9 protein-coding genes and 4 tRNA genes are annotated in these 13,786 nt (G+C 72.6%); 3 read left to right on the forward strand and 10 right to left on the reverse strand.

All coding sequences use genetic code 11. The features are described 5' to 3' along the window. Positions 1 to 35: 35 nt before the first annotated feature. On the forward strand, positions 36 to 956 hold the full coding sequence (locus tag ACWCPW_RS36285; RefSeq protein ID WP_449765829.1) for a DMT family transporter: 921 nt from the start codon (positions 36 to 38) through the stop codon (positions 954 to 956). A gap of 64 nt (positions 957 to 1,020) precedes the next feature. On the opposite strand, the gene ACWCPW_RS36290 is transcribed toward ACWCPW_RS36285, so the two are convergent. From ACWCPW_RS36290 to ACWCPW_RS36300, 3 genes are all read right to left on the reverse strand, one after another. Further along, positions 1,021 to 2,241 carry an acyltransferase family protein gene (locus tag ACWCPW_RS36290; RefSeq protein ID WP_449765830.1) on the reverse strand — a complete coding sequence of 407 codons (1,221 nt, stop codon included), beginning with the start codon at positions 2,239 to 2,241 and terminating at the stop codon, positions 1,021 to 1,023. Positions 2,242 to 2,347: 106 nt separating this feature from the next. Next, on the reverse strand, positions 2,348 to 2,536 hold the full coding sequence (locus tag ACWCPW_RS36295; protein ID WP_449765831.1) for a hypothetical protein: 189 nt from the start codon (positions 2,534 to 2,536) through the stop codon (positions 2,348 to 2,350). Then, positions 2,533 to 3,816 carry a cytochrome P450 gene (locus ACWCPW_RS36300; RefSeq protein ID WP_449765832.1) on the reverse strand — a complete coding sequence of 428 codons (1,284 nt, stop codon included), beginning with the start codon at positions 3,814 to 3,816 and terminating at the stop codon, positions 2,533 to 2,535. The genes ACWCPW_RS36295 and ACWCPW_RS36300 overlap by 4 nt, the downstream gene beginning before the upstream one ends. Positions 3,817 to 4,249: 433 nt before the next feature. Between ACWCPW_RS36300 and ACWCPW_RS36305 the strand changes: the two genes are divergently transcribed. Continuing rightward, the gene (locus tag ACWCPW_RS36305; RefSeq protein ID WP_449765833.1) at positions 4,250 to 5,530 is read left to right on the forward strand and encodes a M28 family peptidase; all 1,281 of its coding nucleotides are present in this window, start codon (positions 4,250 to 4,252) and stop codon (positions 5,528 to 5,530) included. 100 nt (positions 5,531 to 5,630) lie between these two features. Here ACWCPW_RS36305 and ACWCPW_RS36310 read toward each other — a convergent pair whose 3' ends face one another. The 7 genes from ACWCPW_RS36310 to ACWCPW_RS36340 all read right to left on the reverse strand — a co-directional run bounded on the left by ACWCPW_RS36310 (position 5,631) and on the right by ACWCPW_RS36340 (position 12,126). Further along, positions 5,631 to 8,075: an endonuclease/exonuclease/phosphatase family protein gene (locus tag ACWCPW_RS36310; RefSeq protein ID WP_449765834.1), complete on the reverse strand. Its 2,445-nt coding sequence runs from the start codon at positions 8,073 to 8,075 to the stop codon at positions 5,631 to 5,633. Between the two features lie 427 nt (positions 8,076 to 8,502). Then, a tRNA-Cys gene (locus ACWCPW_RS36315) sits at positions 8,503 to 8,576 on the reverse strand. Positions 8,577 to 8,667: 91 nt separating this feature from the next. Beyond that, positions 8,668 to 8,738 (reverse strand) — tRNA-Cys (locus tag ACWCPW_RS36320). A gap of 77 nt (positions 8,739 to 8,815) precedes the next feature. Continuing rightward, positions 8,816 to 8,886, reverse strand: a tRNA-Cys gene (locus ACWCPW_RS36325). 91 nt (positions 8,887 to 8,977) lie between these two features. Further along, positions 8,978 to 9,048, reverse strand: a tRNA-Cys gene (locus tag ACWCPW_RS36330). A gap of 283 nt (positions 9,049 to 9,331) precedes the next feature. Beyond that, positions 9,332 to 10,231 carry a glutathione S-transferase C-terminal domain-containing protein gene (locus ACWCPW_RS36335; RefSeq protein WP_449765835.1) on the reverse strand — a complete coding sequence of 300 codons (900 nt, stop codon included), beginning with the start codon at positions 10,229 to 10,231 and terminating at the stop codon, positions 9,332 to 9,334. After that, a complete protein-coding gene (locus ACWCPW_RS36340; RefSeq protein WP_449765836.1) occupies positions 10,228 to 12,126 on the reverse strand; it encodes an FAD/NAD(P)-binding protein in 1,899 nt (632 codons plus the stop codon). Before ACWCPW_RS36340 ends, ACWCPW_RS36335 begins: the two co-directional genes overlap by 4 nt. A 1,068-nt stretch (positions 12,127 to 13,194) precedes the next feature. On the opposite strand from ACWCPW_RS36340, the gene ssuE reads away from it, so the two are divergent. Beyond that, a complete protein-coding gene (ssuE, locus tag ACWCPW_RS36345) occupies positions 13,195 to 13,728 on the forward strand; it encodes an NADPH-dependent FMN reductase (RefSeq protein ID WP_449765837.1) in 534 nt (177 codons plus the stop codon). Positions 13,729 to 13,786: the final 58 nt, after the last annotated feature.

A 13,786-nucleotide genomic window follows, 5' to 3' on the forward strand; every position in this document is an offset into this window, starting at 1 on the left:
ATCCTCTTCGATCCAGAGATTGAGGGGGCACGGCCGTGAGTCGTCGTGGGGCGTTGTTGTTCGCGTGCATGTGCGTGATCTGGGGGATCCCGTACCTGCTGATCAAGGTCGCGGTGGACGAGGTCTCGCCGGGCGTGCTGGTGTTCGTGCGGACCGGGCTGGGGGCCCTGCTGCTGTTGCCGTTCGCGTTGCGTGGTGCGGGGCTGCGCGGGCTCACCCCGTACAAGTGGCCGCTGCTGGTGTTCGCGGTGACCGAGTTCGTCGGGCCCTGGTGGCTGCTCTCGGACGCCGAGCGGAGGCTGTCCAGCTCGACGACCGGGCTGCTGATCGCGTCGGTGCCGATCTTCGGGGCGGTGCTCGTGTACCTGACCGGTGGCACCGAGCGCATGGGGGCGGTGCGCTGGGTCGGGCTGGCGATCGGGTTCGGCGGGGTCGCGGTGCTGGCCGGGCCGACGCTCGGCGGCGGGGATCCGTGGGCGGCGGTCGAGGTGCTCGCGACCGCGCTGTGCTACGCCGGTGCGGCGCTGGTGGCCGAGCGCAGGCTCAAGGAGGTGCCGAGCCTGCCGATGACGGCGGTCTGCCTGGGCTTCACCGCGCTGGTGTACATACCGCTCGCCGCCGCGCAGTGGCCCGCGCACGTGCCGGGCGGCAAGGCCCTCGGGGCGATGGGCGTGCTGGCGCTCGTGTGCACCGCGATCGCGATGGTGATCTTCTTCGAGCTGGTGCGCGAGGTGGGCGCGGCGCGGGCCACGGTGATCACGTACGTCAACCCGGCGGTCGCGGTGGCGGCAGGCGTGTTGATCCTGGACGAGAAGTTCACGTGGGCGATCGGGGCGTCCTTCGTGCTGATCCTGGGCGGGGCGGTACTGGCCACCCGCAAGAACGCGACGCCGGTCGCGGCGACCGAGGACGCCCCGGAATTGTCTGGGCCGGTGGACGCCACCGAGCGCCGCTAGACGGTCCTCACACGCGGGTACCCGGTCGAGCGGGTCAAGTTCGGTCGGGTCAGGTTCGGTCGGGTCAGGTTCGGTCGGGCTGGTGGGTCGGCGTGGTGGTGGGGGGACGGGGAGTCAGGACCCGAGTCGGGGTTTCGGCGACCCGGGCGGCGGCGCCCGGAGCCGGGCGACGTGGACGGGACCAGCGCTGTATGAGCGGGAGTTCGTAGTAGCGGTACACCGCCACGGACAGCGCGATGGAGGCCGCGGTCAGGGCCGCGACGATCAGGGTGCCCGGTAGCGGGGTGAAGGTTTTCTCGACGCCGAGCATGTGGCGGATCGTCAAAATGAGCGGGTAGTGGGTCATGTAGAGGGCGAAGGACGCCTCGCCCAGCGCGATCAGGTACCGGTGGCGCATGACGCGGGTGCGGCCCTGGAGGTCGGCCCGGGTGAGCGCGGCGATGATCAGGGCGAGCGGGGCGGCCATGGCCATGCCCAGGGCGTATTGGGCGGGGAGGTAGGCCACCGCCACGAAGACGACCACCGCGGGGGCGGCGACCTGCGCCCGGTTCAGGCGGGGCCAGCACCCGGTTCGAATCAGGCGGGCGGTGAGGATCCCGAGGGCGAACTCCGCGAGCCGCACCGGTGGGCAGAGGTAGACGAACCAGAGGCTGGTCGCGTTGATGGGCAGCCAGTCGTACAGGGGTGGCCCCGGGACGAGGGTGGAGACCAGCGGCATCAGCAAGGTGGCCGCGGCCAGCGCCCCCCAACAGGCGGTCAGCCGCCGGGCGGGAATCCTGGACGCGGCGGCCAGGAGGGCGGGGAAGAGGGCGTAGAAGAACGCCTCGCAGGAGATCGACCAGGCCGGGGCGTTGAAGCTGAAGAAGAAGTCCGGGACCGGGACCCAGCTTTGCAGCAGGAACAGGCCCGCCACCGCGGCGCCGATACTGTCTCCGTCGGCCGGCACGGTGGCCGGCGTGGCGGTGATGACGGCGAAGAAGGCGATCGCCAGGACCCAGCCGAGTACGTGATTGGGGGCGATCTTCCAAAAGCGCCGGCGCCAGAACGCCCCGCGTGACTCTCCCGGGGTGTGCGCCCAGGTCAGGACGAATCCCGACAGCACGAAGAAGCCGCTGACCGCGCTGGTGGCGATCGGCTCCATCACCGCCAGCGGGCTGTCCGGCCCCACATCGAAGATGCCCGAGATGAGGGTCAGGTGACACAGCACCACGGTGAGTGCGAGGACGAACCGCAGGCTGGTCAGCGAGGGAAGACGTGCGGGGAGGACCTTGGCGGGGTCGGACATCGGTTGGATCGTTTCCTTGGTCGGGGCCGCCGCCGCTCCGGCCGAATGCTCCGCGAGCGTGCGGACGGCGCCCGGGTCTCGGTGGGACGGGCACCCGAGAGGGATCTCACGTGTGCCGGGTACGCCGGGTCCGCAGCGCGTGCCGGGAATGCGGGGTATGCCGGGTGTGCAGCGTGTGCCGGGCACGCCGGGCACGCCGGGTGCGCAGCGTGTGCCCGGTACGCCGGCCGAAGCCGCGGGAGGCGGTTCCGGCCGGGACGGCACCGGTGACGTGCGGCTTCCCCGCGGTGTTCACCCGGCGTCCCCCGGCCCGGTCGGGCCGCCGGTGGTGTGCACCGGCAGGCTGTGCAGGTGGCGCAGACCGCCCCCGTGCCAGGACAGACCGGCCGGGTCGGCGGCCGGGGTGAGCAGGGGCAGGCGGGTGAACAGCCGGGTCAGCGCGATGCGGGTCTGCGCGCGGCCCCGGGCGGCGCCCAGGCAGTAGTGCGCGCCATGCCCGAACGAGAGGTGGCCGCGGGGCGTCGGGCGGTCGAGGCGGACCTCGGTGGGCCGCGGCCAGCGCCGCTCGTCGAGGTTGGTGTGCAGGAAGGACGCCACCACCACGTCACCGGCCCGGATGGGCGTCCCGTCCAGGACCAGCGGCTCCCTGGCCACCCGCCAGGCGCTGTGGTGGAACGGGGTGGACAGGCGCAGCAGTTCCTCCACCACGGCGTCCACGCGTACAGCGTCGCCGGACCGTAGCGCGGCCCGCACCTCGGGGCGCTGCATCGCGATCAGCGCGGCGGTGGGGACCACGGTGGTGAGCGACTCCACCATGCCCACGAGCAGCAGTCCCACCATCGCGGCCGTCTGCGGGCCGGTCAGACGCCCGTCGCCGTGCGCGGTCAGCAGTGCCCGGGCGGCATTGTCCCGGCGTTTCCTGCGGGCGGTGGCCACGATCTGCAGGACCCGCAGTACGAAGGCCTGACCCGCGGCATGGCCGTGCGGGGTGTCGGGGTGGCCCGCCAGGCCCGCGGCCATGGTGGCGCGTACGACGGCCGCCGCCCGGTCGGGGGTGACGCCGAGCATCGAGGCGACCCCCGCGGCGGCCAGCGGGATCGCCAGGTCGGCGACCAGGTCGCCCTGCGGCCGCCTGGCCAGGGCATCGACCAAGTCCTCGGTACAGGACTCGAGTTCCGCCTCGACGAGCCCGGCCTGGGCGGCCTGGAAGTAGGGGCTCACGATCCGGCGCATCCGGCGGTGCTCGGCGCCGTCGCGTGCCAGGAGCTGGGGCTCGACGGACAGGAAGCTCTCGGGGTAGCGGGTGTGCGGCAGCCCGTGCGGCGTACCCGCGGAGAGGGCGTCCACCACGGTCATGTCGTTGACCAGCCGCGGATCCGTGAGCATGGCCTGCGCGGCCGCATGCCCGGTCACCGCCCACGCCGGCAGCCCGCCGGCCAGCCGCACCGCCATCACACCGGGCCGCGCCGGCGCCGCGTACCGCTGGGCGAAGTCCTGCGCGGGCACCGCCGGGCAGGACAGGGACGGCGCGCGCGACCAGGGCGCGGACAACGCTTCCGCTTCTTGCAGGGTCATGGATCTCCGAACCATCGGGAGATGGCGGCCCGACATGCCGTCACCGACGGATCGAAGCGTAATGAGCGGGATATTTGTGCACGAAATTGGTAAGTCGCATGAATAGCCCAGGTGGTGGAGCGGACCCACGAGCTTCACCATCGAGTGGCCGCGCCGCGTGCGCCGCACGACCCGCGCCGTGCCCCACGCGCCACGCCGCGCCGCACCCCGTCACACCCCGACCCGCCCCGAGCCTGCCCGACTCACCGCGACCCCGCCGACTCACCTCGACCCGACCCGACTCGCGAGTAACAAAGGTCCCCCTCGGGGGCGGACACGACCCGCCCGGCCGTGGCATCGTGGCGGGATGACGAGCCGTGAGGGAAACGATTCGCGTCGGGGGAACGGCACGAGGAGCCGGTCGCGCCGACCCTCCGAGGCCGAACTGCGGGCCGTGATAGAGCCGTTGGCCAAGATCGAGCGTCTGCCCACGTCGTCCGGCGAGCGCGAGGCCGCGCATCGGATAGCCGGGCTGCTGCGCGATCTCGGGGCGCGTGACGCGGTGGTGGAGGAGGAGCCCGCGTACGCGTCGTACGCGCGCCCGATCGGCACCCTCACCGCCCTCGCCGCCGTCGCCGGCCTGCTCGCCGGGCGTTCGCGCGTGGCCGCGACGCTGGTCGCCGGCGCCGCCACGCTCGGCATCGCCGACGACATCTCCTACCGCGGCCAGTACGCGCGCCGCGCCCTCGGCGGCCGACCGCGCAGCGCGTACAACGTGGTCGCCTCGGTCGGCGACCCGGACGCGCCGCGCACCCTCGTGGTGACCGCACACCACGACGCGGCACCCACGGGAGCGGTGTTCGACGAGCGGGCCGCGCGCTGGGTCGCCACCCGCTATCCGCGACTGCTGGACAAGGCGAGCGAGAATCCGCCGATGTGGTGGCCGGTGGTCGCCGGCCCCGCGCTGATCGCGCTCGGCACGGCCACCGGACTTCGGGGCGTACGCCGAGCCGGAATCGGCCTCGCCGCGGTCAGTACCGCCGCGTTCACCCAGATCGGCCGCAGTCGCGCAGTCCCCGGCGCCAACGACAACCTGTCCGGGGTCGCGGTACTGGTCGCGCTCGCCGCCACACTGCGCGACGAACCCGTCGACGGGGTAAGGGTGTTGCTCGTCTCGGCCGGTGCCGAGGAGGCGCTTCAGGAGGGCATCCGGGGCTTCGCGCGTCGACACTTTCCCGAACTCGACCGCGAGCGCACGTGGTTCCTGAACGTGGACACCGTCGGCTCGGGCAACCTCGTCCTGCTGGAGGCCGAAGGCCCGTTGCGGATGGAGCCGTACGACGTGCCCTTCAACAACCTGCTCTCCGAGTGCGCCACCCGCAACGACATCGCGGTGCTGACCGGCCTGCGCTCGCGCAGTTCCACCGACGGCGTGGTGCCCAACCGCCACGGCTACCCGACCGCGACCCTGGTCTCGATCGACGACCAGAAGCTCATCCCGCACTACCACCTGCACACCGACCTGCCCGAACACGTCGACTACGACTGCGTCGCGGACGCCTGCGCACTCACCGAGGCCGCCGCACGAGCCTTGTCCCCGACCGAAGTTCCCACCCCGACCCACCCAACGGCCCGCACCGAATCACCGGCCCGCACCGAATCACCGGCCCGCACCCACCCGCCGGCCCGCACCGACCCGCCCGCTCCCACCGACCCGCCCACCCCGGCCGCATAGCCCACGCGCGGCCCACAAAACCCTCGCGCCCGGCGCCGAAGAACACGGCACCGGACGCGAGGTGACCTTGCGTCAACTCTCGTATCGCGTCAGACCCGACTCAGGATCGCTCGAACAGCTCCTCCCACAACCGCTCCAGGCAATCCAGGAAGTCGTTGCCCGTGCTCGGGTGCACGCGCAGCACCTGCGGATCGTGATCGCTCGCCTGGTCCGCGAACGCCGCGTTCACGTGCACGATGTCGTACTCGAACCGGGTGAGCCGAGGGCTGGTCAGGATGTGGTCGAGCATCTGGCTGTTGCCGTTGAACACGTATCCCCAGCGCTCGTTCGCGGGCAGCGTGTCGACCATCGTGCGCAGCGCGCCGCCGTCGGTGAGCGTCTTGAGCGTCGGCGAGAAGGCGAAGTCGTTCAGGTCGCCGAGCACCACCACGTTCGCCCTCGGGTCGGACTTGGACAACTCGTCCACGAAGCCGCGCAGCACCTTCGCCTGCGCCACCCGCTGGACCTCCGAGCTGCGCGTCGGCGGCTGGAACCGGCTGTCCAGCGCCTGGTCGCCGCCCTTGGAGGCGAAGTGGTTCGCGATCACGAACACCGTCTTGCCACGGAAGCGGAACTCCGCCGCGAGCGGCTTGCGGCTGTTCTCCCACGCCGGGTCCGCGGGGGAGACCCGACCGGGCGACTGGGTCAACCGGGTACGCCCCAGCCAGTCCTTGCGCACGCCCACCGCGCTGGTGGGGCCGCCACCGGGACGGTCCACGAACTCGACGCGCGTAGCGTCGAACAGGAACGCGTTGCGGATGTTGCCGCCCGGCTGGCCGCCGTCCTTGCCGTCGACCGGCTCGATCGCGCGCCACGAATAGGTCGGGCCGCCCGCCGCCTTGATCGCCGCGACCAGCTTGTCCAGCGTCTGATCGGCCGCGACCACACCGTCGTTGGTCGGTCCGCTGTTGTCCTGGATCTCCTCCAGGGCCACCACGTCCGGCGTGGACAGGTTGGTGACGATGCCCTTCGCGAGCCGGTCGAACTTGGCCTGGGCGTCCTTGGGGGAGAGGTTCTCCACGTTGTACGTGGCGACGGCGAGTTCGGTGCTCTTCTGGTCCCGCGTGGTCTCCGGCGTCAGCGCGCCCTCGACCACCTTGCCCAGGGTGGTCGCGGCCAGCGCGTACCCGCCGAAGTTGTCGTAGGTCAGCGGTCCCGTGGTCGTGCCGGTGAGCGTGTCGCCGACGTTCGCCTGCGGGAACGGCTCCTGGGAGAACGGGATCAGCGAGGAGACCTTGAGCCGGCCGCCGTTCTGCGCGTCGTAGCCGGCGTACAGCGTGCCGCCCTGCGCGGTCGCGTTCTGCGTCGGCTCCAGGGTGACCCACAACTCGCCGAACGAGGTGCTCGGGCCGACCACACGCGATTCGCCTACGCGCGTCAACCGGCCTTCGAGCGACTCGTACAGGTCCAGCGCGTACTTCGACGGCTCCAGCGCGAGCGCCTCGATCGACGGCGTCCCGGTGGGCGCGTACGCGTCCGGCACGGTCGCCGCGTCGAGCGTCACCGGCGCGGGCAGCGCCTGGCCGGACGCGTCGATCACCCAGGTAGCACCGGTGAGTTGGGTCAGCGACTGGCCGCCGATGCCGACGCCGCCCGGGTAGAACTCCTCGACCTTGCCGGTCACCTTGACCGCGTCGCCGACCGTGACCTGCGGGGTGACCGTACCGGTGAACACGAACAGGCCCTCGGACGTGCGGGGATCACCGTCCGGGTGGGTGTCCTGGAACCAGAAGCCGCGCGCGCTACCGAAGGTCCGCACACCGGTCACCACACCCGGAACACTGGTCACCCGGGCGCCGTTCTTCGGCGACACCCGGGTGGTGCCCTGGATTTCCGGGATGAGCGCGTTGGTCGGCTCGGGCTCGCCCGGGCCGCCGGGGTCGGTCGGACCCTGTCCACGCGCGTTGAGCGGCGTCGGCGCGCCCGCCGCGAAGTCCGCGCCGTTGTCATCGGTGTCCGCGAGCGCGGAAGTACGGGCCACGGAAGCCGAGTTGGAGGCGCCGGTCGCCGGGGTGCCCTCGCGGACCACCGCGTCGCCGTAGCCCGCGACGTCCACGACGCGCGCGTCGGCCAGGCAGTCCACCGCGGTCAGGCAGGTCAGCGCGGTCGTGCCGCGGACCAGCGCGACCGTACCGCCGGTACCGGACATGTTGATCGAGCCCTGCGCGTCCGGCGTGGGCAGCACGAGCGTGCCGCCGGCGCCCTTGGCCTCGCCGATCAGGTACCGGCCGCCGGGTGCCACCGCACCGGTCAGCGGGGTGACCTGCCACGCCGAGGTCGGCTTGGGCGCGGCCGGCAGGTACTGCACGCTCCAACCGTCGACCGCGACGGCGGCCGAACCCTTGTTGCCCAATTCGATGAAGTCGTTGGTCAAACTGGCGCCGCTGTTGCCGCCGCCGCCGTACACCTCGGCGAGCAGCACGTCCACGGCGGGCGCCGCGACGGCGGGAGCGGGCGCGATGACGAGCGCGCCGCCGGCGAGGGCGCCGGCCACGGTCGTGGCCACGACACCGATCCGTCGCCGCCGCGAACTCGGCACGGATCGTCGTCGAGACGATTGTTGACGGAATGTCACCCAGGGCCTCCGAAAAGCGAAAGGGACAGGTTCGGGACATTCTCGGGACTCCGGGTGAACGGCGTCCATCCTTTGGGCGGCCCGAAGGGGACCAAGGTTCACCCGGAGCCCGAATCTTTTTCCCATCACGCGTCACGCGCCGACCGGCGCACCGACGGCGGCCCATCCTTGTCGTCTCCGGGCCGACCCTTGTCGTTCCCGGCGCCGACCTTGTCGCCGCCCACACGGACCGCGCGGACACCGGCTCCGCACTGAAGCCGACACGGACCGCGCGAACACCGGCCCCGCGCCGAACGCAGCGCCCGACAAGGCCCGCGCACCGGGGCCGCGACGGGACCCCAAGTCCCGTGAACCACACTGGAGATGGAGGCGGGAATCGAACCCGCGTGCACGGTTTTGCGGACCGCTGCCTCGCCTCTCGGCCACTCCATCGCATCCGACCACCGCGTTCCGCCGGCCGGGCGGCGCGGGGCATTTCGCCCCGCGCCTTCCGTCCGACGGTCCGCGTCTTGTTCCTCCTTCGAGGTGGAGACGGGATTCGAACCCGCGTGAACGGCTTTGCAGGCCGCTGCCTAACCTCTCGGCCACTCCACCCTGTTACCACCGCGTCCCGTCGGCCGCCCGTACGAAGCCCTGGGCTTCGCACGACGCGACCGGCGGTCCGTCCTGCGAGATGGAGGCGGGATTCGAACCCGCGTGCACGGTTTTGCGGACCGCTGCCTCGCCTCTCGGCCACTCCATCGCATCCGACCACCGCGTTCCGCCGGCCGGGCGGCGCGGGGCGTCTCGCCCCGCGCCTTCCGTCCGACGGTCCGCGCTTTGTTCCTCCTTCGAGGTGGAGACGGGATTCGAACCCGCGTGAACGGCTTTGCAGGCCGCTGCCTAACCTCTCGGCCACTCCACCCGGCCGGGCCGAAGCCCGGTCGGTCGATCCATCCGGCCGGTCGGCGAACACCCGACCGGACCGGTGTCGGTCGGCGAACACCCGCCCGGTGTCGGGCGATCCGGTGGGCCTCGACACCGGATCGCCCGGCCCCCGGGATGCGCCGCGGGCCCCCTCCACCCGGCGGCGCCCCCCCAACCGGTCCCGCATCCCGGGATCCCCAGCGCCGCACGCGTCCCAACGTGCGGCGCGTCCCGCAGGACCGACACCGACCCGACCCCGCGTCGGATCGGCGAGTCGACGGTCAGCCCAGCGACGCCCGATCCTGCGGCGCAGCCCACTGCTCGGCGGTCGGCGAGGCCGGCGAATCCGGGAACCGGCGCAGCCCGTTCTCCGCCTGCACCGCGAGATCGGTGGTCTCGCGGAACTCCGGCCGGGTGTACAGGTCACGCGCGTACGCCCACAGGTGGGGATAGTCCACCAGGGTCCGACCGTCCGCGCCGATCGCCGCCCGGTAGGTCTGCGTGAACCGCAGCAGCTTCACCCAGAACCGGATGTCCGAGATGGTCAGCCGATCACCGAACAGGTAGCGCTTGTCCGCCAGATGCGCGTCCGCGCGCTCCAGCGTGTGGATCGTCTCGCCCTCCTCCGATATCCACAGGCCGCCCTTGCGCGCGGCGGTCGCGAAGTCCGCGTCGGTGAGGTCGATCGCCTCGCGCAGGTCCTCCGGGTACAGGTCCGGCGCCTGCTCGCCGACCAGCGCCGCGAAGCTCGTGGCCAGGTTGTTCGGGATCGCGTCGAACGCGTTCGCCACGATCCGGCCGCTCTCCCGGTCCCACAGGGTCGGCACCGAGATGTGGCCCGCGTACCCGGGCTCGGTCGCCTCGTACGCCTCCCGCAGCAGGGTGAACCCGTTCACCGGATCCGGGCCGAACCGCTCCCGGAACGCCCAGCCGCGGGAGTCGCGTTCCTCGTCCACATACGACGCGCTCACGATCTCGGTGAGACCGCGCGCATGTCGCACGATCGCGGCGATGTGCGCCCACGGGCAGCCGTGCGACAAGTACAGGTGGTACCGCCCGACCTCCTCCGGGAATTGCGGATCGCCGATCCGACCCGCGAACGGGTACTGCGGATCGGTGACCGCGTACGGGCCGTACGTGTCGACGTCGACGGGGCTCGCGTAGCCGAGCTGAGTTGTCACCGGGTGGCTCCTGTCACGAGTTCCAGCCGATCGGGGGCCCGATCGGCGGCGGGATCGACATCCCGCAGATGATTGAGTACGCCCCGGACCAACGCGTCGTTGACCCGAAACGCGGGCGCGTCGAAGCGGGGCCGGGAGAACCCCGCGCTCCCGGCACCTCCCGACACGCCGTGCCCGACCGCGAACCGGCCGGGATGCGCGTCGCCGCGCGCGTCGACCACCCGGCGGTCGCCGGCCCGGGTGCACAGCCGGCCCGCCGAGTCCGTGGACGCGTCACCGCGCGCGGCCAACCGGCGCAGCAGCACATCCCGGGTGCGCTCGAGCGAGGGCTCCGGCAACCGGGCCTCCACCAGCGCGCGCGCCCGCACCCGCGCCCGCGGCAGACTCGGACTCGCCGCCCGCCAATCGCCGGCCTCCTCGTCCGCCGCTATCTCCACGTCCTCGCCGAGAAAACGGATCACCCCGGCCCGGGCCAACGCGAGCAGTTCCTCCAGGCGCGGCCCCGGCGGGCCGCTGGCCAGGTAGCTGAAGAAGCCCAACAGCCGGGTGGTGTCCGGCACCGGATCACCCGCGTCCTGAAGCCGCAGCACCACCCCGTACACGCTCAACAGCGCGTGTATCGTCGCCAGATCCTGGCTGTATTCGGGATCGTGCCGGCGGGTCAGATCGGCCTCGATGTGCGCGTGCATCCACTCCTGGAGCGCGCCCTCGTCGGCGAACCGCCGCCCCTGCACCGGCCGATCCAGCCGCGCCCGGTCGAACCGGTCGGCCGGATCCGGCACCGCCCGCGCGATCAGCTCGCTCGGATCGGCCGCCGCCGTGAACTCCGCGTCGAAATCGGCCCATTCCATCGTGGTGCGCTCGCCGTGCGCGGTGAACAGCCGGTGATAGTGCGCACCGGCCAACTCCTTGGCGATCAACGGCCAGGGGTCGTCCGCCTCACGCGCCGCCTCGACAGTGAAGTGCCTTGGCAGCGGCGGACGTTCCCCCGTCCACGGATATCCGGTCTTGGATCGGTACGGCACCCCGCGCCGGGACGCCGCGAGCAGCAACGGCTCACGCCCGGACGCCCGATAGCGCAGCACACCGGCCGAGTCCCGCTCGAACGTGCCGCCCCGGCCGTGACTCAGCCGCACCATCAAGTCCACGAACGCCAACCCGATGCCCCGCACCAGAACCGGTTCGCCCGGGCGCAACGCGTCCAGGTCCAGATCCGCCGTGTACCCGGTGGGGATGTACGCGAGCCCGTGCCGGCGGGCGAACCCGATCTGCTCGCGCTCGTGCGGCGTCGGCTCGGCGTCCAGGTGACCCTGGGCCAGGATCACCGCGTCCACCCGAAGCGGCGGCCGGCGCCCGGCCAGATGCACCAACTGCCTGCGCGGGCCCTCGGTGACGTCCACGACCGTCGCCTGGTGCACGATCACCCGCACGTTGGGCGGCGCCCCCTCGACGGCGGATCGGAAGAACCACGCGAGATAGGCGCTGAGCAGCGGCCGGGACGGGAACGAGGTCGACCCGCACGCGGCCAACTCCGGCGCGAATGACTCCAGTTCCTCGGATCCGCGACCCTCGCGCAGCTCTTCGGTGCGGGCCGCGGCCCACTCGGCCAACGAGGGCCCCGGCCGGATCGGTCCCTCGATCGTGGACACCTCGTCGGTGAACAGCGTGATGTCGCAGGCCAACGAGTTCGCCCACAGCAGCGGCGACTGGGCCCGCCGCCACACCCGTCCCGCGCCCGGCGGGTAGGGGTCGACGACATGCACGTGCAGCGGACGGTCGCCGAGCAGTTCGGGCACGTTGGCCAACAGGCGTTCGAGGACGGACGTGCCGCCGGGACCCGCGCCGACGATGCAGACGGCGACGGGGCGGAGGCGGCCGGACGGATGGTCGGGCATGGCTCTCCCCTCGTGGGGATGTGGCAACAGAACGCGAACCGTCACCGGCGTCCGGGCACGGGGACGCCGGGGCGAGGGTTCGGCGGATGGGAAGGGCCTTGCGCCACAAGGCCGGGTGCGCAACCCGGGCGGGAGCTCAGGATTCCTCGGGACGGACCGAGGAGCGCGGCGGCGAGGTCAGCCGCGCGGACGACACAGCCCGCCGGCCACACGACACAGGTCGATGTGGCGGCACGACACGAGGAAGAGGTCGGGGCTCACGACATCGAAGCTACGGAGCCGTCCGACGAATTGTCAACGTCGATCCCACGCGGTCGCCTTCGAGCAATTGACCGAGTACCGCCCGGCGGGTTAGGTTCCGGAACATCTCGCCGTGGCGCTCCGCCACGGCCCAGCGAGGGGATCCCGGTGGCGCATCACGCGCGACACAGCGACGGGGCGGTCATGTCCGCCGCCGGTTGGCTGCTGTCCGCCCGCCTCCACATCGACCTCGGGCGCGTCACCAGCGCCGCTTGTTGTCGCTGACCCAAGGCCGCGGCCCCGGCCGCGCCGTCCGCGTCGCCCCGATCGGGACCCGACCGCCCCACCCGGCCACCGCGCCACCCGCCCTCCGGCACGTCGCGACGCCCGCGTAGGCCCGGCCACGACCCCATGAGGATCCGACCGGGCCCGACCGGGCCCGACCGGGCCCGACCGGGCCCGACCGGGCCCGACCCGACTCCCGGACAGGGCACCGCCGGCCACCGATCGCCGTTCGACCGACCCGCGCGGACGCACCGACCTCCGAGGCCGGTCACCAGGGCGACGCTCGGGAAGGCCGCCGATCGAGGCCGGCCGCTCGGCGGCCCCACCCGGCAGCCTCCCGCGCCAACCCCTCGCCACCCCCTGACCAACCCCTGCGGATCACCTCTCCGGTGACCCCTGGGCCCCCTACCGGCGCCGGTCCTACCACCCGACCGCCGTCAGCACCACCCCTGACCAACCCCAGACCAACCCCTGATCGACCCCCGGTCGACCTCGGAATCACCCGAGAACCACGACCGGACCACCGCGAACCGAGGTAGATCCATGGCAACCGTCCTGACCGTATGGGGCAGCCCCTCCGCGACCTCGCGCACCGGCGCGGTCGCCCGCCACGTCGCCGCCAGGCTGACCGCCGACGGACACGACGTGTCCACCCTCGCCGTGCGCGACCTGCCCGCCCGGGCGCTCCTGCACGCCGACTTCGCCGACCCGGACCTGCGCGCCGCACTGGCCCGGGTCGCCGACGCCGACGCGCTCGTGATCGCCAGCCCGGTGTACAAGGCCGCCTACAGCGGCGTGCTCAAGACGTTCCTGGACGTGCTCCCGCAATTCGCGCTGCGCGGCAAGGAGATCCTGCCGGTGCTCACCGGCGGCACCCCCGCGCACGTACTCGCGCTCGACTACGCGCTGCGCCCGGTGCTGACCTCGCTCGGCGCCGACCACGTCGCACAGGGCTGGTTCGTGCACGAGCGATACGTCGGTGCCGACGGCGGGATCGAGGCCGAGGGCGTCGCGCCGCTGGAGGAACTCGCCGACGCGTTCTCCGCCCGGCTGCGCCGCCCGGCCGCCGTCGCCTGACCCGTTCCGGTCGGCGCCCCGGTCGCCGACCGGGGCGCGGGCCGACTTGCCCGTACGA

It is taken from the genome of Embleya sp. NPDC001921 (genome assembly GCF_053594475.1).

Bases quoted from the DNA above. Each gene is read 5' to 3' on its own strand.
- ACWCPW_RS36290 (WP_449765830.1), bottom strand. From the start codon at position 2,241: ATGTCCGACCCCGCCAAGGTCCTCCCCGCACGTCTTCCCTCGCTGACC.
- ACWCPW_RS36300 (WP_449765832.1), bottom strand. From the start codon at position 3,816: ATGACCCTGCAAGAAGCGGAAGCGTTGTCCGCGCCCTGGTCGCGCGCG.
- ACWCPW_RS36340 (WP_449765836.1), bottom strand. From the start codon at position 12,126: ATGCCCGACCATCCGTCCGGCCGCCTCCGCCCCGTCGCCGTCTGCATC.
- ssuE (WP_449765837.1), top strand. From the start codon at position 13,195: ATGGCAACCGTCCTGACCGTATGGGGCAGCCCCTCCGCGACCTCGCGC.